This is a genomic window from Geodermatophilus poikilotrophus, from assembly GCF_900111455.1.
Lineage (GTDB): Bacteria > Actinomycetota > Actinomycetes > Mycobacteriales > Geodermatophilaceae > Geodermatophilus > Geodermatophilus poikilotrophus.
On record NZ_FOIE01000002.1, the window covers coordinates 14,313 to 33,944 of the forward strand.

At 76.3% G+C, this 19,632-nt stretch carries 19 protein-coding genes; 9 read left to right on the plus strand and 10 right to left on the minus strand.

What is annotated here, in order from left to right; genetic code table 11:
- Positions 1 to 107: 107 nt before the first annotated feature.
- On the plus strand, positions 108 to 989 hold the full coding sequence (locus BMW27_RS04550) for a diacylglycerol/lipid kinase family protein (protein ID WP_091439915.1): 882 nt from the start codon (positions 108 to 110) through the stop codon (positions 987 to 989).
- Positions 990 to 1,001: 12 nt separating this feature from the next.
- Here BMW27_RS04550 and BMW27_RS04555 read toward each other — a convergent pair whose 3' ends face one another.
- Genes BMW27_RS04555 through pheS form a run of 3 tightly spaced genes read right to left on the minus strand, consistent with a single transcriptional unit; the run spans position 1,002 to position 5,369 of the window.
- Positions 1,002 to 1,853: an SDR family NAD(P)-dependent oxidoreductase gene (locus tag BMW27_RS04555; RefSeq protein WP_091439919.1), complete on the minus strand. Its 852-nt coding sequence runs from the start codon at positions 1,851 to 1,853 to the stop codon at positions 1,002 to 1,004.
- Entirely contained in the window at positions 1,846 to 4,305 is a 2,460-nt protein-coding gene (gene pheT / locus BMW27_RS04560) for a phenylalanine--tRNA ligase subunit beta (RefSeq protein ID WP_091439921.1), read from the minus strand. The genes BMW27_RS04555 and pheT overlap by 8 nt, the downstream gene beginning before the upstream one ends.
- Positions 4,302 to 5,369, minus strand: coding sequence for a phenylalanine--tRNA ligase subunit alpha (gene pheS, locus BMW27_RS04565; protein WP_091439925.1), 1,068 nt, complete (start codon positions 5,367 to 5,369; stop codon positions 4,302 to 4,304). The genes pheT and pheS overlap by 4 nt, the downstream gene beginning before the upstream one ends.
- A gap of 243 nt (positions 5,370 to 5,612) precedes the next feature.
- Between pheS and BMW27_RS04570 the strand changes: the two genes are divergently transcribed.
- A complete protein-coding gene (locus BMW27_RS04570) occupies positions 5,613 to 7,877 on the plus strand; it encodes a diguanylate cyclase domain-containing protein (protein ID WP_245743306.1) in 2,265 nt (754 codons plus the stop codon).
- Between the two features lie 85 nt (positions 7,878 to 7,962).
- On the opposite strand, the gene BMW27_RS04575 is transcribed toward BMW27_RS04570, so the two are convergent.
- The 5 genes from BMW27_RS04575 to BMW27_RS04595 all read right to left on the minus strand — a co-directional run bounded on the left by BMW27_RS04575 (position 7,963) and on the right by BMW27_RS04595 (position 11,128).
- Positions 7,963 to 8,754, minus strand: a complete 792-nt coding sequence (locus BMW27_RS04575; RefSeq protein ID WP_091439927.1) for a TrmH family RNA methyltransferase — start codon at positions 8,752 to 8,754, stop codon at positions 7,963 to 7,965.
- A 163-nt stretch (positions 8,755 to 8,917) separates the two neighbouring features.
- Positions 8,918 to 9,301 carry a 50S ribosomal protein L20 gene (gene rplT, locus BMW27_RS04580; protein ID WP_091439930.1) on the minus strand — a complete coding sequence of 128 codons (384 nt, stop codon included), beginning with the start codon at positions 9,299 to 9,301 and terminating at the stop codon, positions 8,918 to 8,920.
- A gap of 29 nt (positions 9,302 to 9,330) precedes the next feature.
- Positions 9,331 to 9,525, minus strand: a complete 195-nt coding sequence (gene rpmI / locus BMW27_RS04585; protein WP_091439934.1) for a 50S ribosomal protein L35 — start codon at positions 9,523 to 9,525, stop codon at positions 9,331 to 9,333.
- Positions 9,526 to 9,650: 125 nt separating this feature from the next.
- Entirely contained in the window at positions 9,651 to 10,274 is a 624-nt protein-coding gene (gene infC / locus BMW27_RS04590) for a translation initiation factor IF-3 (protein ID WP_091439937.1), read from the minus strand.
- Between the two features lie 359 nt (positions 10,275 to 10,633).
- Entirely contained in the window at positions 10,634 to 11,128 is a 495-nt protein-coding gene (locus tag BMW27_RS04595) for a PH domain-containing protein (protein ID WP_091439941.1), read from the minus strand.
- A 147-nt stretch (positions 11,129 to 11,275) separates the two neighbouring features.
- Between BMW27_RS04595 and BMW27_RS04600 the strand changes: the two genes are divergently transcribed.
- The 3 genes from BMW27_RS04600 (at position 11,276) to BMW27_RS04610 (ending at position 14,726) form a co-directional block, all read left to right on the plus strand.
- Positions 11,276 to 12,037 (plus strand): GAF and ANTAR domain-containing protein, encoded by a 762-nt coding sequence (locus BMW27_RS04600; protein WP_175486368.1) that lies wholly within the window; start codon positions 11,276 to 11,278, stop codon positions 12,035 to 12,037.
- Positions 12,034 to 13,512, plus strand: coding sequence for a PP2C family protein-serine/threonine phosphatase (locus BMW27_RS04605; RefSeq protein ID WP_091439949.1), 1,479 nt, complete (start codon positions 12,034 to 12,036; stop codon positions 13,510 to 13,512). The genes BMW27_RS04600 and BMW27_RS04605 overlap by 4 nt, the downstream gene beginning before the upstream one ends.
- Before the next feature lie 83 nt (positions 13,513 to 13,595).
- Positions 13,596 to 14,726, plus strand: coding sequence for a uroporphyrinogen-III synthase (locus BMW27_RS04610; protein WP_091439951.1), 1,131 nt, complete (start codon positions 13,596 to 13,598; stop codon positions 14,724 to 14,726).
- 85 nt (positions 14,727 to 14,811) lie between these two features.
- Here the strand turns inward: BMW27_RS04610 and BMW27_RS04615 are convergent, their stop codons facing one another.
- The gene (locus BMW27_RS04615) at positions 14,812 to 16,197 is read right to left on the minus strand and encodes a nitrate/nitrite transporter (RefSeq protein WP_091439955.1); all 1,386 of its coding nucleotides are present in this window, start codon (positions 16,195 to 16,197) and stop codon (positions 14,812 to 14,814) included.
- Positions 16,198 to 16,346: 149 nt separating this feature from the next.
- Between BMW27_RS04615 and BMW27_RS04620 the strand changes: the two genes are divergently transcribed.
- Positions 16,347 to 17,144 carry a hypothetical protein gene (locus BMW27_RS04620; RefSeq protein WP_091439958.1) on the plus strand — a complete coding sequence of 266 codons (798 nt, stop codon included), beginning with the start codon at positions 16,347 to 16,349 and terminating at the stop codon, positions 17,142 to 17,144.
- Positions 17,145 to 17,151: 7 nt separating this feature from the next.
- Here the strand turns inward: BMW27_RS04620 and BMW27_RS04625 are convergent, their stop codons facing one another.
- Positions 17,152 to 17,817, minus strand: a complete 666-nt coding sequence (locus BMW27_RS04625; protein ID WP_091441379.1) for a cyclase family protein — start codon at positions 17,815 to 17,817, stop codon at positions 17,152 to 17,154.
- A 92-nt stretch (positions 17,818 to 17,909) separates the two neighbouring features.
- Here BMW27_RS04625 and BMW27_RS04630 point away from each other — a divergent pair, with 92 nt between their 5' ends.
- Genes BMW27_RS04630 through BMW27_RS04640 form a run of 3 tightly spaced genes read left to right on the plus strand, consistent with a single transcriptional unit; the run spans position 17,910 to position 19,629 of the window.
- Positions 17,910 to 18,410 (plus strand): SigE family RNA polymerase sigma factor, encoded by a 501-nt coding sequence (locus tag BMW27_RS04630; RefSeq protein WP_091439961.1) that lies wholly within the window; start codon positions 17,910 to 17,912, stop codon positions 18,408 to 18,410.
- On the plus strand, positions 18,407 to 19,210 hold the full coding sequence (locus BMW27_RS04635) for a hypothetical protein (protein ID WP_091439964.1): 804 nt from the start codon (positions 18,407 to 18,409) through the stop codon (positions 19,208 to 19,210). The genes BMW27_RS04630 and BMW27_RS04635 overlap by 4 nt, the downstream gene beginning before the upstream one ends.
- Positions 19,207 to 19,629, plus strand: a complete 423-nt coding sequence (locus BMW27_RS04640) for a hypothetical protein (protein ID WP_091439967.1) — start codon at positions 19,207 to 19,209, stop codon at positions 19,627 to 19,629. Before BMW27_RS04635 ends, BMW27_RS04640 begins: the two co-directional genes overlap by 4 nt.
- The last annotated feature ends 3 nt before the right edge of the window (positions 19,630 to 19,632 follow it).

The following is a 19,632-nucleotide window of genomic DNA, read 5'->3' on the forward strand; positions in this document are numbered from 1 at the left end:
CGGCCAGCCGACGGTGCGGCGTCCGGCGCACCTCACGCGTGCCCGGGCCGCCCCTCGGGCATGACGTGCACAGCCGACGGGCGCCCGCCCCTCAGAGGAGTTCCGACGTGAGTCCGTTCGACCGGATCGTGATCATCTTCAACCCGCACAGCACCGGCGACGCACCGCGGTCCGCGGAGGAGCTGCACGCCGAGCTGACCCGCCGGCTGCCGGACGTGCCGGTGGAGCTCTGCCCCACCCAGCACGCGGGGCACGCCCGCGACCTGGCACGCGAGGCGGCCCGAACCGGGCGCCCGCTGCTCGTCTCGGTGAGCGGGGACGGCGGGTACAACGAGGTCGTCGACGGCGTGATGCAGGCCGGGACCACCGAGGCCGTCTGCGCCGTCCGGGCCGCCGGCAACGCCAACGACCACCGCCGGGTGACGCGGCAGCGGCCGCTGGCCGACGCCATCGTGGCCGGCGACGTCCGCCGGATCGACCTGCTGAGGCTCACCATCGGCAGCGGGGACGCCGCGCAGACCCGGTACGCGCACTCCTACATCGGCGTGGGCCTCACCCCGGTCGTCGCCGTCGACCTGGAGGAGGGCGGGAAGGGGTCGTGGCGGGAGATCGTGACCGTGGTGCGGTCCTTCTCCCGCTTCCGGCCGTTCCCGATCAGGCTCGAGGACGGCAGGCGGCGCACGATCGACAGCCTGGTGTTCGCCAACATCGACGAGATGGCGAAGTACGCGACGCTCAGCGAGGGCGGCCGTCCCGACGACGGCCGGTTCGAGGTCATCACGCAGCGGCGCACCGGCAAGCTCCGCGTTCTCGGGACGCTCATCAGGGCCGCGACCCGCGGTCTCGGCCCGCAACCGAGCGCCACCCACTACGCGTTCACGGCGCTCGCCCCCATGCCGCTGCAGCTGGACGGCGAGCTGGTGGAGCTGGAGGCGGACACACCGGTCGCCGTCGACATCGCACCGCAGGCGCTGGCCACGGTGGTCTGACCACCCGCCGCCTCAGGCCAGCGGGTCGTCGTCGCCGTAGGGGCGCAGCCGCAGCTGGCGGGCGGCGTCCTCCGGCGTGGTGGCGCGCAGGACGGCGAGGTCGTCGGCGCCGGCCCGGAGGAACCGGCCGGCCCACTGGTCGAGCTCCCCCGCGGCGATCGCGGCGACCAGTTCGACGACGCGTTCCGGCGGCGTCCAGTCGGTGAAGCCCTGCCACATCGGCATCGCGCGGGTCATCGGCGTGTCGACGACGCCCGGGGCCACGTCGAACACCCGCACGTCCAGGCCCTCGAGCGCGCCGGCCAGCGCCTCGGTCATCCGCATCAGGCCGGTCTTGGCCACCGAGTACGCCGAGTACTCCGGGCGGGCGCGCACGCCCATCCCGCTGGCGATGTCGACGACGCGGCCGCGGTTGCGCAGCACCATCCACGGCACGACCGCGCGGGCGAGCAGGAAGGCGCCGCGGACGTGGCTCTCCACGACCGACCACCACTGGTCGGGGTCGGCCTCCCACAGCGGCTCCTCGGCCGCGTCGATCCCCCCGGCGTTGTTGACCAGCAGGTCGACCGGCCCGAGCTCCTCCCGGACCCGCGCCACCGCGTCGTCCACCGCCGCCCGGTCGGTGACGTCGGCGGGCACGGCGAGCGTGCGCCCACCGGTGGCGGCGGCGACCTCGTCCATCGCCGCCGCCAGCCGCTCGCCGTCCCGGGCCAGGCCGGCCACGGCCATGCCGCGGGCGGCCAGCCCCGCCACGAGGTGCCGGCCGATCCCGCTCGACGCGCCGGTGACCAGCGCGACGGCCCCCTGCAGGGTCCCGCCGCGAGCCTGCGAGCGGCGGGGGGCAGGGGGTCCTTCCTCAGCCACGGAGCTCGGCCTGCAGCGCCTGCTCGACGAACGCCACCACGCGCTGCCGCACCTCGGCGGCCTCCTCGCCGGACAGCGTCCGGTCCGGCGCGCGCAGGGTCAGCGACCAGGCCAGCGACCTGCGCCCCTCGCCCACCTGCGGCCCGGTGTAGACGTCGAACAGCCGCACCGCCTCGAGCAGCTCGCCCGCGGCCTCGCGGATCGACCCCTCGACCGCCGCGGCCGGCACGCCCTCGTCGAGCACGAAGGCCAGGTCGACGAAGACCGGCGGGAAGCTCGACAGGCGCGGGCCCGCCGGCACCGGCGCCGGCGGCAGCGCGTCGACGTCCAGCTCCATCACCGCGGTGCGGGCGGGCAGGTCCAGCGCCGCGCAGACCCGCGGGTGCAGCTCGCCGGCGTGCCCGACCACCCGGCCGCCGACCAGCAGCTCCGCGCAGCGGCCCGGGTGCCACGGCGCCCGATCCCCCGCGCGCACGGTCAGCTCGACCCCGGCGGTCTCGGCGACCCGGCGGGCGGCCTGCACCGCGTCGGCCCAGCCTGCCGGGCGGCCCTGACCCCACCAGCCGCGCGGCTCGCGGTGGCCGGACAGCGCCACGGCGACGTGCCAGGGCTGCTCCGGCACCGCGCCCAGCAGTGCGCCCAGCGTCTCGTCGTCCGGACGCCGGTCGACGCCGGGCAGCGGGGCCGCCGACCGCTCGCCACCGGGGAACACCGCGCCGTGCTCGAAGAGGGCGACGTCGCGGATGCCGCGGGAGAGGTTGCGCGCCAGCGCGGCGAGCAGCCCCGGCAGCAGCGTCGTGCGCAGCGCCGGCTCCTCCTCCGACAGCGGGTTGCGGATCAGCACGACCTGCCGGCGCGGGTCGTCGGCGGCCAGGCCCAGCGCGTCGAGGGCCGCGGTCCCGACGAAGGGGAAGGACGGCGCCTCGACGTAGCCGAACTCGGCGAGGGCCCGGCCGACGGCGCGGCGCCGGCGCTGCCGCTCGGTCAGCCCGCGCCCGGGCGGGGCCGTGGGCAGCACCGAGGGGACGTCGTCGTAGCCGGCCAGCCGCACGACCTCCTCGACCAGGTCGGCCGGGTCGGTGAGGTCGGGGCGCCAGGACGGCGGAGTGACCGTGAGCGGGGCGTCCCCGTCGACCGTGCAGCCGACCGCGCTGAGCAGCTCGGTGACCCGGTCCGGCGGATAGGCCACGCCGGCCACCCGGCCGGGCCGCGCGGGGTCCAGCGCGATCGTCGGGCGGGGGCCGCGGGTGTCGACGTCCACCAGCGAGCCGACGACGCGGGCGCCGCCGTACTCGGCGAGCAGGGCGGCGGCCCGGACGAGCGCGGCCACCGTCATCGCCGGGTCGACGCCGCGCTCGAAGCGCTTGGCCGCCTCGCTGGGCAGCCGGTGCCGGCGGGCGGTGCGCGCCACCCCGGTCGGCTCCCAGTGCGCCGCCTCCAGCAGCACGTTGGACGTCCCGTCGCCGATCTCGGTCGAGGCGCCGCCCATGACCGCGGCCAGCCCGATCGGGCCGGAGTCGTCGGTGATCAGCAGGTCGTCGGAGGAGAGCGCGCGGTCGGCGCCGTCCAGCGTGGTCAGCCGCTCGCCCTCGCGCGCCCGGCGGACGGCGATCGGACCGCGCACCCGGTCGCGGTCGAAGGCGTGCATCGGCTGGCCGAGCTCGAGCATCACGTAGTTGGTGACGTCGACGGCCAGCGAGATGCTGCGGACGCCGGACTGCGCCAGCCGCCGGCGCATCCACCACGGGCTCGGCGCGGTCGGGTCCAGACCCTCCACCGCGATCATCGAGAAGCGGTCGCAGCGGTCGGCGTCCTCGACCGACACCGGCCAGGCCGGCTCCCCCGACCAGGCCGGCGGGGTCAGCGCGCCCGGGTCACGCCACGCGACGCCCAGGCCGGTGCCCATCTCGCGGGCGATGCCGCGCATCGACAGGCAGTAGCCGCGGTCGGGGGTGATGGCGAGCTCGATCACCACGTCGTCCAGCCCCACCACCGGGCCGGCCGGGGTGCCCGGGGCCGGGGCGTCGTCGCCGAGCACCAGGATGCCGGCGTGGTCCTCGCCGATCCCCAGTTCGCGGACCGAGCAGATCATCCCGTCGGAGACGTGGTCGTAGGTCTTCCGCGCGGCGATCCCGAAGCCGCCGGGCAGCACGGCCCCGGGCAGCGCCACGACGACGGAGTCGCCGACGGCGAAGTTGGTGGCACCGCAGACGATGCCCCGCGCCTGCTCCTCGCCGACGTCCACCTGGCAGTACCGGATCGGCTTCTTGAAGCCGGTCAGGTCCTCGATCTCCAGCACCCGGCCGACGACCAGCGGGCCGGTGACCTCCGCGGGCCGGTGGACCTCCTCGACCTCCAGGCCGAGGCGCACGAAGGCGGTGTCGAGGTCCTCGACGGGGGTGCCGGCGGGGACGTCGACGTGCTCGGCCAGCCAGCCGATGGGGACCCTCACTGCTCGACTCCGAACGCAGAAGTGAACCGGACGTCGCCCTCGGCGAAGTGCCGCATGTCGCCGACGGCGGAGCGGAACTGCAGGGCCCGCTCGATGCCCATGCCGAACGCGAAGCCGGAGTACTCCTCCGGGTCGATGCCGCAGGCGACCAGCACCCGCGGGTTGACCATCCCGCAGCCGCCCCACTCGACCCAGCGCGGGCCGTCGCGGTGCTCGGGGAACCACACGTCGAACTCCGCCGACGGCTCGGTGAACGGGAAGTACGACGGCCGCCAGCGGGTGACCGCGTCGGCGCCGAACAGCGAGCGGGCGAGGTGGTCCAGGGTGCCGCGCAGGTGCGCCATGGTCAGCCCACGGTCGACGGCCAGGCCCTCGACCTGGTGGAAGACCGGCAGGTGGGTCGCGTCGAGCTCGTCGGTCCGGTAGACGCGGCCGGGCGCGACGACGTAGATGGGCGGGGTGCGGGAGAGCATCGTCCGGGCCTGCACCGGGCTGGTGTGCGTGCGCAGCACCAGGCCGGAGTCCTCGGGAACGACGAAAAAGGTGTCCATCATCGTGCGCGCCGGGTGGTCGCGGCCGATGTTGAGCGCGTCGAAGTTCAGCCACTCGGCCTCGAGCTCCGGGCCCTCGGCGACCTCGTAGCCCATCCCGACGAAGATGTCGGCGATCCGGTCGGTGAGCGTCGTCAGCGGGTGCCGGGCGCCCCGGGGCAGCCGGTCCCACGGCAGCGTGACGTCGACCCGCTCCTCGGCGAGCACCCGCGCGTCGCGCTCGGCCTCCAGCTCGGCCCGGCGGGTCTCGTAGGCCTCGGTGACGGCGACCCGCGCGGCGTTCACCCGCTTGCCGGCGTCGGCACGGGCGGCCGGCGGCAGCGCGCCGAGCTCGCGGCGGGCCAGCAGCACCGGTGCGCGGTCCCCCAGGTGGGCCGGGCGGACGGCGGCCAGCTGCTCGAGGTCCCCCGCGCCGGCGAACGCCCGCTGGGCCTCGGCGACCGCGGCGTCGAGGGACTCCGGCGAGAGGGCGGCGACCTGCTTGGGGTCGTAGGGGTCGTTGGCGCCAGACACGGGAGGCCATTCTGCCCGCGGTCCCGGCGGCGCTGCTGGCGGGTTTCCCGGGACCCGCCCGCGCGGACACCGGCCGCCGCCGTCCGGTGCGACGGACTGGTGGTGATCAGCCGCTGACGACCACGGGTCCGTCGCACTCGCCGCTGCGCGACGGACCGCGCCGGCGGCCTGGTCCTCACCCCGAGGAGGGAGCCCCCGGCCGTCGCCGCTCAACACGGGGGACGGCGGACCGATGGCGGGGACGTGACCATCTCCTCCGCCGCCCCCGCGACGACGATCGACGACGTCCTGCGGGACGGGACGGTGCACAGCGTCTTCCAGCCCATCGTCGAGCTCGACACCGGCCGCGTGGTGGCCTACGAGGCGCTGGCCCGGGGTCCGCAGGGCCCGCTCGAGCGCCCCGACCACCTCTTCGCGGCCGCCCGCGCGGCCGGTCGCCTCGCCGAGTTGGACGCCGCCTGCCGCTCCGCCGCGCTGAACGGCGCGCTCGCGGTCGGCCTGCAGGCGCCGCTCACCCTCTTCGTGAACGTCGAGCCCGAGGTGCTCGACCGCGCGCCGATGGAGGAGCTGCTGGCCATCGTGCAGGCGGCCCCCGGCGGACTCCGGGTGGTCCTGGAGATCACCGAGCGCGCGCTGGCCACCCGGCCCGCCGAGCTGCTGCGCACCGTGGAGCGGGTCCGCTCGGTGGGCTGGGGCGTGGCGGTCGACGACGTCGGCGCCGAGGCGATGTCGCTGGCCTTCATGCCGCTGCTGCGACCCGACGTCGTCAAGCTGGACCTGCGGCTGGTGCAGGAGCGCCCCGGCCCGGCGATCGCCGAGATCATGAACGCGGTGAACGCTCACGCCGAGCGCACCGGCGCCGTGGTGCTCGCCGAGGGCATCGAGGACGAGGCCCACCTCGCCATGGCCCGCGCCCTGGGTGCGACCCTCGGCCAGGGCTGGTTCTTCGGCCGCCCCGGACCCGGCCCGGTCGACGGCGCCGTCCACGGCTCCCTGGTGCTGCCCTCGCAGCTGCCCGACACCGTCAGCGAGGACGCCGACGTCTCGCCGTTCGCCTGCCTGCCGATCGACGTCCCGCTGCGCGAGGCCCCCAAGGCGCTGCTCATCGAGCTGTCCAAGCAGCTGGAGCGCGAAGCGCTGCGGCTGGGCGCCGCCTCGGTCGTGGCCGCCACCTTCCAGGAGGCCCGGCACTTCACCCCGGCGACGACGCTGCGCTACCGCGACCTGGTGCAGCGCACCGGCTTCGTCTGCGCCCTCGGCGAGGACCTGCCGGGCGAGCCGCTGCCGGGCCTGCGTGGTGCCGCGCTGGACCCGGCGGACCCCCTCCGTGGCGAGTGGGACGTCACCGTGCTCGGCCCGCACTTCGCCGCCGCGCTGCTCGCCCGCGACCTGGGCGACGACGGTCCCGACGCCCAGCGCCGGTTCGCCTACGCCCTGACCTACGATCGCGACACCGTCGTCCGGGCGACCGCGGCCCTGCTGGCCAGGGTCGCCCCGCCCCAGGAGCCGCTGCCCTCGCCACCGCGCCCGGAGGCGGCCGCCCCGGTCGCCCCGGGCGGGCCCGCCGTCGGCCGGTTCGACGTCGGGGTCCTCGTCAGCGCGACCGGCGACACCCTCGTGCAGGGCGCGCTGGCGGCCACCCCGAGCGGGGTGTCGATCGTCGACGTCCGGCTGCCCGACCAGCCGCTGGTCTACGTCAACCCGGCCTTCGAACGGCTCGCTGGGCTGCCGACGAGCGAGCTGCTCGGCCGCAACTGCCGGTTCCTGCAGGGCCCGGACACCGACCCGGCGGCGGTCGCCGCGATCCGCCGAGCGGTCGACGCCGGCGAGGAGTGCCGGGTGACGGTGCTCAACCACCGCGGCCCGGAGCGGACGCCGTGGTGGAACGAGCTGCACCTCGCGCCCGTCACCGGCCCCGACGGCACGGTCACCCACTACATCGGCACCCAGGTCGACGTCACCGCCCGCGTGGACGCCGAGCGGGCGCTGGTGCAGGAGCGCGACCGCACCCGCAGCTACCTGGCCCGCATCGAGGAGCTGGCCTACACCGACCCGCTCACCGGCCTGCCCAACCGGCGGCGCCTGGCCGAGCAGGTGGACACCGCGATCTGGAACGCCCGGGCCCGGGACGAGGCGGTGGCGCTGCTGTTCGTCGACCTGGTCGGCTTCAAGGCGGTCAACGACCGGTTCGGCCACGCGGTCGGGGACGAGCTGCTCGTCGCGGTCGCCGAGCGGCTGCGCGGCCGGCTGCGGCGCAACGACCTGCTGGCCCGCCTCGGCGGCGACGAGTTCCTCGTGGCGCTCACCGGCCTGCCGGAGGGCACCGCGGGCGCCGAGGCCGGCCGCATCGCCGACGAGCTGGCCGCGGTCGTCGCCGCCCCAGTGGTGCTGCGCGACCAGGAGGTCGTCGTGCGGGCGAGCATCGGCGTCAGCGTCTGGCCCGAGGACGGCGCCGACTTCCCGGCGCTGCTGCACTCGGCCGACATGCGGATGTACGCGACCCGGTGAGGGGACCCCGTCCTCCCCACTGCCCTCCGCGAGCCCAGGGCGCGACCCTGCAGGAGGCCCGCGAGACGGGGCCCGCCCCAGGGCGTCACCGTTGGGCGAGCTGGGTGGTGTAGAGGCAGATCGCCGCGGCGGCGGCCAGGTTGAGGCTCTCGGCGCGCCCGCGCATCGGGATGCGCACCCGGGCGTCGGCCAGCGCGGCGAGGTCGGCGGGCACGCCGCGCGCCTCGTTGCCGAACAGCCACAGCACCGGGCCGGTGAGCTCGGGTCCCAGCTCGTCGAGGGCCGCCTCTCCCCCGCCGTCGGCGGCGAGCACGGTCACGCCGGCGGCCCGCAGCCGCGGCAGCAGCTCGGGCAGAGGCGCCCCGCGGACGACGTCGACGTGGAAGAGGCTGCCGGCGCTGGAACGCACCGCCTTGCCGCCGTAGGGGTCGGCCGAGCCCGCGCCGAAGACCACGGCCCCGGCGCCGCAGGCGTCCGCGGTGCGCAGCACGGTGCCGGCGTTGCCCGGGTCGGCCAGCTCGGCGAGCGCCACGGAGAGGGACGGCGGCGCGTCCACCAGGACGTCGGCCGGCACGTCGCGCAGCGCGCAGACCGCGACCAGGCCCTGCGGGGTGACCGTCTCGGACAGTGCCGCGGCCGCCCTGTCGGTGACGGGCCGCACCGGCACCGGCGCGCCGGTCAGCAGGTCGCGGTGCGCCGCGGCGGCGGCCTCGGTCGCGAAGACCTCGCGGACCCCGGCCGGGTCGGCGAGCGCCTCGGCGACCGCCTGCCGGCCCTCGGCGAGGAACAGCCCCGCGGCGTCGCGGCCGGCCCGCCGGGTCAGCTTGCGCGCGGCGACCACCCGCGCCGAGCGCTCGGTCAGCGGCTCCCCGGTCACCGGTCGTCGTCCCCCTCGTCCTGCGAGATCTGCACAGTGGTCGTCATCGGGGGTCCGGAGGCCGCGGGTGTGCAGATCTCGCGGCCCGTACACGCGACGACGCCGCCGGCGCCGGCCCGCGGGGGCCGGACGCCGGCGGCGTCGCAGGTGCTGCTGACCGGACTCAGGCGGCCTGACCGCCGGCCGGCGCGGCGGCGACGGCGGCCCGGGAGGTCTCCACCAGCGCGGCGAAGGCAGCCGGCTCGTTGGTGGCCAGCTCGGACAGCACGCGGCGGTCGAGCTCGATGCCGGCGAGCTTGAGGCCCTGCATGAACCGGTTGTAGGTCATGTCGTTCTGGCGGGCCGCGGCGTTGATGCGGGTGATCCACAGCTTGCGGAAGTCACCCTTGCGCACCTTGCGGTCGCGGTACTGGTAGGTGGCCGAGTGGAGCAGCTGCTCCTTGGCCTTGCTGTAGAGCCGGGACCGCTGGCCCCGGTAGCCGCTGGCGGCCTCGAGGACCGTCCGGCGCTTCTTCTGGGCGTTGACCGCCCGCTTCACGCGTGCCACGGGAGGGCTCCTTCTCGTCTAGGGGGCGCTCAGAGCCCGAGCAGCTTCTTGAGGCTCTTGGTGTCGGCCGGGGAGATGACCTGGTCCTGGTCGAGCCGGCGCTTGCGACGCGAGGACTTGTGCTCGAACTTGTGCTGGTTGTTGGCCTGCTCGCGCATGAGCTTCCCGCTGCCGGTCACGCGAACGCGCTTCACGGTGCCCTTGTGCGTCTTCTGCTTCGGCATGTCCTCGGTCCTCGTTCGTGTGTGGGGGCGCCGGGCACGTCGACGCCGCGGCAGCCCGGGGGGCTGCCGCGACGTCCTCCGGTCCGGCGCCGGTGCGTCTGGTGGTGCGGTGGTGCTGCGGCCGGTCAGGCCTGCGGGCCCTGACCCTCGGCAGCCTTCTCGGCCTTCGCGGACCGGCGGGCCGCGTCGGTCGCGGCCTGGTTCCGGTGCGGGGCGATCACCATGACCATGTTGCGGCCGTCCTGCTTGGGGTTGGACTCCACGACGCCGAGCTCGGCGACGTCCTGCGCCAGCCGCTGCAGCAGGCGGTAGCCCATCTCCGGCCGGGACTGCTCGCGGCCGCGGAACATCACGGTGATCTTGACCTTGTCGCCGCTCCGCAGGAAGCGCTCGACGTGGCCCTTCTTGGTCTCGTAGTCGTGCGGGTCGATCTTCAGGCGCAGCCGCATCTCCTTGATGACGGTGAGCGCCTGGTTCCGCCGGGCCTCGCGGGCCTTCTGGGCGGACTCGTACTTGAACTTCCCGTAGTCCATGAGCTTGGCGACCGGCGGCTTGGCCATGGGCGCGACCTCGACCAGGTCGAGTTCGGAGTCCTGGGCCAGGCGCAGCGCCTCGCCGATCGACACGACGCCGACCTGCTCGCCCTCGGGACCGACCAGGCGGACCTCGGGGACGCGGATGCGGTCGTTGATGCGGGGCTCGGTGATGGCCTCTCCTCTGCTGCTGCGTGGGAGGGCCCGCTCGGTCACCGGACGCCGACATGAGCGAGGCCCCACGAGCGGCTGCTCGTGGGGCCCACTCGCCGGGGTGCACGGAGCCCGGGGGCTCGTGCACGACGCGGGCCCGGCCGGTGGCCGGGGTCCGCGATCCGGGACCTGGACGCCTCGACGGCGCCAGGTGGGAGCGGGCTCCTCTTGGGTCGAGCGGCCCGGGGCGGGGCCGCTCAGTGGTTCGCGCGCCTCGTGTAGCGGGGAGGCACGCCGATGGTACAGCGTCGCGGCGGGTGGAGTCATTCCCGGTCCGGCACGGGTGAGCACCGGAGACGGCCACCCTCCAGGGGCCCACGCCGAGCCCGCGAGGTGCCGGGAGGCGGCAGAGGGGCCCTCCCTCAGTCGTCGTAGAGCAGCGGCGGGGACGGCGGAGGCGGCGGCTGCTGCGCGCGGGCAGCCGCGAGCAGCGCCCGCAGGCCCTCGACGGCGGCGACCGCCCGGTCGCCGTCGGCGCCCTGGACGGCCAGCACGGCGAACTCGTCGTCGTTGGTCAGCAGCAGCGTCGCCCAGCGGAAGCGACGGTCGAAGCGGACCGCCTGCACCGCCGTCCAGGGCAGCGTCCGCTCGCCGAGGACGTTGCGCACCCGGACGCCCTGCTCGTCGGCGTCCACCCGCGGCCGGCCCAGCGCCAGCAGCCCGGCGCCGAGCACCAGCCCGAGGCCGACGATGGCGACCTGGTCGGCCACGGTGAACCGCGCCACGCCGGTCGCGTTCTCCTGCAGGGTCACGCCGACGTAGGTCAGGACGGCGACCACGACGAGGGCGGCCACTGCGCACAGCAGCCGCCACCGGCGGGGGACGGCGGAGACGGCGGGCGGACCGGCGGAGGGCACGTCCCCATGCTCCCAGGCCGGCGTGGGAACCCGGCGATCCCTCCGGTGCGGACCGGTCGGTCCGGTTCCCACGGCGCTAAGCTGGCTGTTGCCCTGCGGGCCCGTCCAGATCCGGCGGAGCGCGCGGCGGGATGCCGAGAGGCCCACGTGCTCCACAACTCCCCGGGGGCCGACCGGCCCGCCCCCAGTCCTGGTCGGGACCTCCCCCTCGCCGACGAGCTGTCCGCGGTCGCCGCTCGCGTGGCCGGTCTGCTGCTGTCCGAGGAGACGGTGGCCACCGCGCTCGGCCTGGTGAGCTCGCTGCTCCTCGACACCGTCCCCGGGGCGGTCGGCGCGGGCGTGTCGATCGTCGACGAGCGCGACCGCCGGAGCTCGGGGTCCACCGACGCCCGGGTCCAGCAGGCCGACGCCCTCCAGTACGAGCTCGACGAGGGGCCCTGTCTGGCCGCGACCGCGGGCCGCCAGCTGGTCCGCGTCGACGACCTGACCACCGACCGCCGCTGGCCGCGGTGGACCGCGGCGGTCCGCCCGCTCGGGCTCGGCGCGGCGATGAGCGCGCCGCTGGTCGCCGGTGACGCCTCGCTGGGCGCGCTGAAGGTCTACGCGGAGCAGCCCGGGACCTTCGACGTCTCCACCGAGCGGCGGCTGACGATGGCCTCGGCGCAGGCGGCGATCCTCGTGGCCAACGTGCAGACCCGCGAACGCGCCCGGCAGCTCAGCACGGGGCTGCGGCAGGCGGTCCGGACCCGGGACCTGGTCAGCACCGCCAAGGGGGTGCTGATGGCCCGGCACGGGGTCCCGGAGGACGTGGCCTTCGGCATCCTGGTGTCCCGCTCGGACGAGGAGCGCAGGTCGCTGGTCGACGTGGCGCGGGCGGTGTCCGACTCCGCCGTCCGCCGGCGACGGTGACCCGCACCCCCGGAGCGGCTCGACCCGAGGAGCCGTCCGAGGAGGAGCAGCGCCGTGCGCTGCGGTCGGCCCTGGACGTCGCCGACCTGACGCTGGACGAGCTCTGGTTGCGGTACTTCGCGCTCGGCGGCCACGCCGACCTCCTCGAGGTGGAGGGCCACCTGCACGGCCTCATGTCGCTGCCGCCCGGCGAGGCCAACGTGCTCGCGCACGCGCTGAACGAGCGGCTCGACGAGCTGTTCACCCAGCGTCGGGTCCCCCACCGTCCCCCGGTGCGCCGGGGCCGGACCGGCGGGTCGTTCGCCGCGCTGCGCCGGCTGGTCGAAGTGGCCCACGCGGCTCCTCCCGACCGGCTGCCCGCCCTCGTCGCCGAGGCCGGCACCGCTCTGGGCGTGGTGGTGACCGTCCACGTCGCCGACCACGAGCAGCGCCGGCTGTGGCCGCTGCTGCCGGCGGGCGCTGTGGCGGCAGGCTCGCTGCCCATCGACGGCTCGCTGGCCGGCCGGGCCTTCCAGACGGTGCGGCCGCTCCCCTCGGAGGCCGAGGGGGTGCTCCGGCTGTGGGTGCCGCTCCTGGACGGCGCCGACCGGGTGGGCGTGCTGGAGGTCCGGGTCGGCACGCCGGCGGAGCTGCACGATCCCCGACTGCGGGAGGAGTGCCGCTGGCTCGCGCAACTCGTCGGCTCCTTGGTCACGTCCATGAGCCAGTACGGCGACGCGCTCGAACGGCCCCGGCGGACCCGGTCCCGCGCCCCCTCGGCCGAGCTGCTGTGGCAGCTGCTGCCCCCGCTGACGGCCAGCAACGGCAGGTTCGTGCTGGCGGGCGTGCTCGAACCGGCCTACGAGGCGGGCGGGGACGCCTTCGACTACTCGCTGTCGGAGACCACGGTCTCCCTGGCGGCGTTCGACGCCATGGGCCACGGCCTGCTCGCCGCCGTCCTCGCCGCGGCCGCGGTGTCGGCCTACCGGACCGCGCGCCGCGACGGCCGGGGCGTCTACGACCAGGCACGGGCGATCGACGAGGTCGTGGCGGACACCTTCCCGGGCAGCTCGTTCGTCACCGGGGTGCTCGCCGAGCTCGACGTCTCCAGTGGCCGGCTCCGCTACGTCAACGCCGGGCACCCGGCGCCGCACCTGCTGCGCGGCGGGAAGGTGGTCAAGGCACTCGCCGGTGGCCGGCGCATGCCCTTCGGGCTGGGTACCGGCGCCCTCACCGTGGCCGAGGAGGCGCTGCAGCCCGGTGACTGGCTGGCCGTGCACACCGACGGCGTCACCGAGGCGCGCGACGCGACCGGCGCCTGGTTCGGCGAGCAGCGGCTGGTGGACCTGCTCACCCGCGAGGTCGCCGGCGGCCAGTCCCCGGCGGAGACGGCCCGCCGGCTGATGCACGCCGTCCTGGCCCACCAGGAGGGGCGGCTGCAGGACGACGCCAGCGTGCTGCTCGCGCGGTGGGCACCCGAGCCGCAGGGACCGTGAGGCGCCCGACCCCGGCTGGACACACCCCCGCAACGAGGACGACGCACCATGGTCGTGCGCCTGTCCGATGACGAGGGGGAACCGTGACCGATGTGCTGCCCGAGGCCCCGCCGGGGACCGAGGCACCGCTGCCCCTGGCCGGGTACACCGTCGCCGTGACCGCCGCCCGGCGCCGCGAGGAGCTGGGCGCGCTGCTGGCCCGCCGCGGCGCCCGCGTGGTCTACGCGCCGGCCATCCGCATCGTGCCGCTGGCCGACGACACCGAGCTGGTCGCCGCCACGCGGGAGGTCCTGGCGCAGCCGGTGGACCTGGTGGTGGCGACGACCGGCGTCGGCTTCCGCGGGTGGCTGGAGGCGGCCGACGCGTGGGACCTGCCGCTGGTCGAGCACCTGCGCGGCGCCCGGGTGCTCGCCCGCGGCCCCAAGGCGCGCGGCGCCATCCGGGGCGGCGGGCTGGTCGACGCCTGGTCGCCGGCGTCGGAGTCCTCGGCCGAGGTGCTCGAGCACCTGCTCTCCGGGGCCGAGGGCCCGCTGGAGGGACGGCGCATCGCCGTCCAGCTGCACGGCGACCCGCTGCCGGACTTCGTCGAGGCACTGCGCGCGACCGGTGCCGAGGTGGTGACCGTGCCGGTGTACCGCTGGGTGCTGCCCGAGGACGTCGAGCCGCTGCGCCGGCTGGTGCGCTCGGTGGTCGCCGGCGCGGTCGACGCGGTCACCTTCACCAGCGCCCCGGCCGCCGCGAGCCTGCTGACCGTCGCCGACGAGCTCGGTCTGCACGCCGAGCTGGTCGCCGCGCTGACCGACGGCGTGCTGCCGGTGGCAGTGGGGCCGGTGACCGCCGCTCCGCTGACCGCCGCGGGCATCCCCTCGGTGCAGCCCGAGCGGGCCCGGCTCGGCGCCCTGGCCCGCGAGGTGGTCGCGCGGCTGCCCGAGCGCACCCCGGTGCTGCCGGTGGGCGAGCGGCACCTGCAGGTGCGCGGCCATGCCGTGGTGCTCGACGGGCGGGTGGTGGAGCTGGCGCCGGGCCCGATGGCGGTGCTGCGCTCGCTGGCCGCACGGCCGGGCACCGTCGTCGCCAAGGCCGACCTCGTCGCGGGGCTGCCCGGCGGCGGCGACGAGCACGCGGTGGAGATGGCCGTGACCCGGCTGCGCGCCGCGCTCGGCCGCGGCGTGGTGGAGACCGTGGTGAAGCGGGGCTACCGCCTGGCTGCGTGATCGGTCGGCACCTCCGGCGCGAGATCTGCACAGTGGCGGCCACCAGGGCCGCGATGACCGCCGCTGTGCAGATCTCGTGGGCGACTCACACCCCGGACATCCGGGCCTGGGGCCGCAGGTAGACCGCCCAGGTGACAGCGAGGCAGACCAGGTAGAAGGCGATGAACACCAGGTAGGCCGAGTCGCCGGTGCCGGTGGTCAGGAACGACTGGCGGAAGGCCAGGTTGACCAGCACGCCGCCGAAGGCGCCGACCGCGCCGGCGATGCCGATGAGCGCACCGGACATGCGCAGCGCGTGCCGGTCGGCGACGGCGGTGTCCGCCCCGGCGGCCACCCGCTGCTGCGCCTGGGTGCGGAAGATCGCCGGGATCATCTTGTAGGTCGAGCCGTTGCCGAGGCCGCTGAGCACGAACAGCGACACGAAGCCGACGACGAACAGCGGCAGCGAGCCCACCTGGCTGGCGGTCCACACGATCGCGGCCCCGACGGCCATCGCGGCGAAGTTCCAGAACGTGATGCGGGCGCCGCCGAAGCGGTCGGCCAGCGAGCCGCCGAGCGGGCGGATCAGCGAGCCCAGCAGCGGGCCGAGCCAGGTCAGCGACGCCGCGGCCAGCGGCGTGGCGAAGTCGCCGGTGAACTGGTTCTGCAGCACCTGGCCGAAGGCGAACCCGAAGCCGATGAACGAGCCGAAGGTGCCGATGTAGAGGAAGGACATGATCCAGGTGTGCGGCTCGCGGGTCGCCTCGCGCATGGCCCGCGGCTGGTTGCGCGCCGTCGTCAGGTTGTCCATGAGCAGGGCCGCACCGACGGCGGCGACGACGATCAGCGGGACGTAGACGAGCAGGACCAGCCGCGGGTGCTCGGCGCCGGCGGTGGCCAGCACGAGCAGGCCCACCAGCTGGACGACGGGGACGCCGAGGTTGCCGCCGCCGGCGTTGAGGCCGAGCGCCCAGCCCTTGAGCCGGTTCGGGTAGAAGGCGTTGATGTTGGCCATGGAGCTGGCGAAGTTGCCGCCACCCACGCCGGCCAGGCAGCTGACGACGAGCAGCGTCGTGTAGTCGACGCCGGGCTCCAGGACCACGGCCGTGGCGATCGTGGGCACCAGCAGCAGCGCGGCGCTGACGATCGTCCAGTTGCGGCCGCCGAACCTGGCGACGGCGAAGGTGTAGGGCAGCCGGACGAAGGCGCCCAGCGCCGTCGGCAGCGTGGTCAGCAGGAACTTCCCGGCCGGGTCGATGCCGTACGCGGACTCCGGCAGGAACAGCACGAGCACCGACCACAGGCTCCAGATCGAGAAGCCGATGTGCTCGGAGAAGACCGAGAAGAACAGGTTGCGGCGGGCGACCGGCCTGCCCGTGGACTCCCAGAACGCGGGGTCCTCCGGGCGCCAGTCGTCGATCCAGCGACCGCGGCGCGGCGCGGCGGCGACCGGCGCGGTCGGCTGTCGGGTGGTGGGGGTGGGGGCGGCCATGGGCCAGAACGGTGGCGTCCGGTCGTTCCCCCGCCGTTGCTGCCGGGCAGAACTCGTGTTCCGTTGTGCTCACCGACGGTGCCCCGCTGTGGTGAGGCCGCCGTCCACCGGCGTGCGCGCCGGCCCGCCCAGCGGAGAGGATCGGCGACGTGACCGTGACCGAGGACCCTGCTGCCGCCGGCCGTGCCCTGTTCGAGGCCGGTGCCGCCGTCGCGGGCTCGATGAGCCGCAACGCCGCGGTGCTGGTCTACCCGGACCCGGCCGGCCGCGCGGCGGTGCGGCTGGAGGACCGGCTGGCCCGGTCCCTGCGGGCGGCGGCCGACGAGGCGGTGGAGGTCGCCGTCCCCCGCGAGCGGGCCCGCGCCGGCGCCGTCCTCGCCTTCGCCGTCGAGCACGGCGTGGCCGTCGCCCGCAGCGGGCGCCCGGTCCGCGCCGACGGCTTCTTCAGCCCGCGGACCGGCGGCCGGTCGGCGGCCGACACGGTCACCGAGGCCGTGGTCGCCGCCGCCCGCGGCTCGCACGACGAGCGGCGGATCCGGCACCTGGGCTACCTGCTGGCCGAGGTCGCCTCCTCCCCCGACCTGGACGCCGCGCTCGTCGACCGGGCGCTGACCCTGGCCGCCGGGCTGACGTGGCGGCAGCTGGTGCTGCTGGCCGGCGTCGGCCGCCGCGACCGGTCGCCGCTGCCGATGACCCCGCTGGCCGAGGACCCGCGCGGCTGGGCGGCGTGGGGCGCCCGCGAGGACCTCGCCGACCTGCAGCGGGCCGGGCTGCTCGACCCGCCGCCGGTGCTGCCCCGGCCGGGCGGCGCCGCACTCCCCCGGCTGCGCCCGGCGGACCTGCGGCTGACCCGCCGCGGCGTGCTGGTGCACCGGCTGCTGGCGCTGGGCTTCGTCCGGGACGACGACGTCGCCGCGGCACTGGCCGAGCTCGCGCCGCCCGCCTGAGCCGGGGTCAGTGCGGCAGCTGGGCGTAGGCGCGCACCGGGAAGGTGCCGACCCCGGCGAAGCGGGGCGGGGCCGCGGTGAACCTGGCGCCGGTGCCGGGCACCTGGTCCAGGCCCGTGAGGTGCTCGACGATCGGGATCCCGGCACCCAGCAGCACGGTGTGCGCCGGCCGCTCCCCGTGCTCGGTGATCTCGTCGATGTTCACCGCGTCGATCCCGACCAGCGCCGCACCGCGGTCGGCCAGCCACCGCGCGGCGTCCCCGGCGAGGTAGGGCGCGTCCACGGCGTACTCCGGCGTCCCGAAGGCGGCGTCCCCACCGGTGTGCAGCAGCACCGCGCAGCCGGCGACGTCCAGCCCGCCCAGGTCGTCCACGGTCACCGCCCGGCGGCCGGAGCCGGCGGTGCTGACGACCAGCGCCGGCAGGTCGGCCAGCTCCTCCAGCGGCAACCCGGCGAGGTCGACGCCGTCGGCGTGACGGTGGTACGGGCTGTCGAGGTAGGTGCCGGTGTTGCCGACCATGCGCACCGCGTGGATGACGAACTCGGTGCCCGGCGCGTACACCTCCCGCGAGGCCTCGCGGGTCAGGTGCTCGGTCACCTCCGGCCCGGGCAGGCCGGGGTAGGTCACCATCCCGGCGGAGATCTCGTGACTCAGCTCCACGAACCTGGACATGCTGAGCACCCTCCCGCACGAGGACCGGGGGTTGTGGGTCTGCGGCACGCCTCACCGCGTGGAGAGGTCAGGAGCCGGCTGGGGAGGCGCGGGTGGGCGACGGGGACCGGGGCTTCGCGGACTTCGTGTCCGCGGAGCAGGCCGCCCTGCTGCGTCTGGCGGTCCTCCTCTCCGGCGACCGCGGACATGCGGAGGACCTCGTGCAGACCGCACTGCTCAAGACCTACCGGCACTGGGACCGGATCAGCCGGTCCGGGCCCCCGTCGGCGTACGTGCGCCGGGTCCTGGTCACCACCCACGCGAGCTGGCGGCGGCGGCTGTCGACCACCGAGCAGGTGGTGGAGTCGGTGCCCGACCGGGCCGCGGCACCGCACCAGGACGGCGACGAGCAGCTGCGCGCCGCGCTGCGCGAGCTGCCGGTCCGGATGCGGACGGCGGTGGTGCTGCGCTACTTCGAGGACCTCTCCGAGCAGCAGACCGCCGCCCTCATGGGCTGCTCGCCGAGCACGGTGAACACCCAGACCGCCCGGGGGCTGGCCCGCCTGCGCACCGCGCTCACCGCGCTCCAGCCGGCCGGCGGGGACGAGCGGTGAGGGACGAGGAGCTGCGGGCGCGGCTGACCGCGCTGGCCGACGCGACCGCGCCGCCACCGCGCGCCGACCTGGCCGCGGTGGTCGGGCGCCGGCACCGGGCCCGCCGGCGCACGCAGCTGCGGGTGGGTGCGGCCGCCGCGGCCGTCGCGGCGGTGGCCGTCGCCGCCCCGCTGCTGGTGGACGGGGAGCCGGCGGGGTCGGTGGCCGCGGTTGCCGCCGTGCCGGACGCGCAGGGCCGGCCCGCCGCGGGTGACGGGCCGGCCCGCGGCTCGCTGGCCGACGACGCGGCGTTCGTGGCGGCGGTGCGGCAGCTGTCCTGGAGCGACCCGGGTGCCCGCGCGGCCGCCCCTCCGCCGGCGGGGTCGCAGGTGCTCTTCGCCGGCGACGTGCCGGGCGGGCGCTGGGCGCTGGTCAGCCGCCCGCTGACCGTCCCGCCGCCGCTGGTGGACAACGACGAGCTGGAGCGCCGGCTGCGCGTCGACTCCGTCGCCCTCGCCTGGTTCGCGGGACCGCCGGGCGCGTCGCCGGACGGGCTGCGCCTGCGGAGCGCGCCGGTCGTGACCGAGCCGGGGCTGCCCGCCGCGCTGTGGGACCCGACGAGCGGGACGCTGGCCGTCGTCGCGGAGTCCCCGGCCGCCGCCGTCCGGGTGCTCGACGGGAACGGCACGCCGGTGGCCGAGCTGGCCCTCACCGGCGGGCTGGCGGTGGGCGCCGCGCCCGAGGGGACGGCGACGGTCGAGGTCCTGACCGCCGACGGCACGGTGCTCGCGTCGGTCGAGCCGATCCGCGCGCGTCGGTGAGCGGCGGACGGGCCCTCGCGTGGGCCGGCGCGGTCCTGGTGCTGGCCGCGTGCGACGGCGGCGTGGAGCAGGCCTGCCCGGCGGTCGCGTGGAGCAACGGGGTGACCGTCGCGCTCGCCGGCGACTGGCCGCCCGGTGAGGGCCGCACGGTGCGTGTCGGGTGTCCGGAGCCGTGCGGCCTGGACATCCGCGAGGACGCCCCACCCGGACCTGTGCACGAGGGCGTCGCGCCGCTGACCGGTGCCACCGCGTCGCTGTCCTTCGTGATGGCGACGCCGGACGAGGTGGACGTCGCCGTGCTCGGGCCGGACGGCGGCGTCCTCGCCGGACTGAGCGCCGACCTCGAGTGGGAGCGGGTCGGGGGCAGCGCGGGGTGCGGCGGGCCGCACGAGGCCACGGTGACCGTCCCGGCGCCCTGACGG

Excerpts from the sequence above, each read along its gene's own strand:
- BMW27_RS04615 (WP_091439955.1), bottom strand. The coding sequence starts at position 16,197 with ATGGCCGCCCCCACCCCCACCACCCGACAGCCGACCGCGCCGGTCGCC.
- BMW27_RS04625 (WP_091441379.1), bottom strand. The coding sequence starts at position 17,817 with ATGTCCAGGTTCGTGGAGCTGAGTCACGAGATCTCCGCCGGGATGGTG.
- rpmI (WP_091439934.1), bottom strand. The coding sequence starts at position 9,525 with ATGCCGAAGCAGAAGACGCACAAGGGCACCGTGAAGCGCGTTCGCGTG.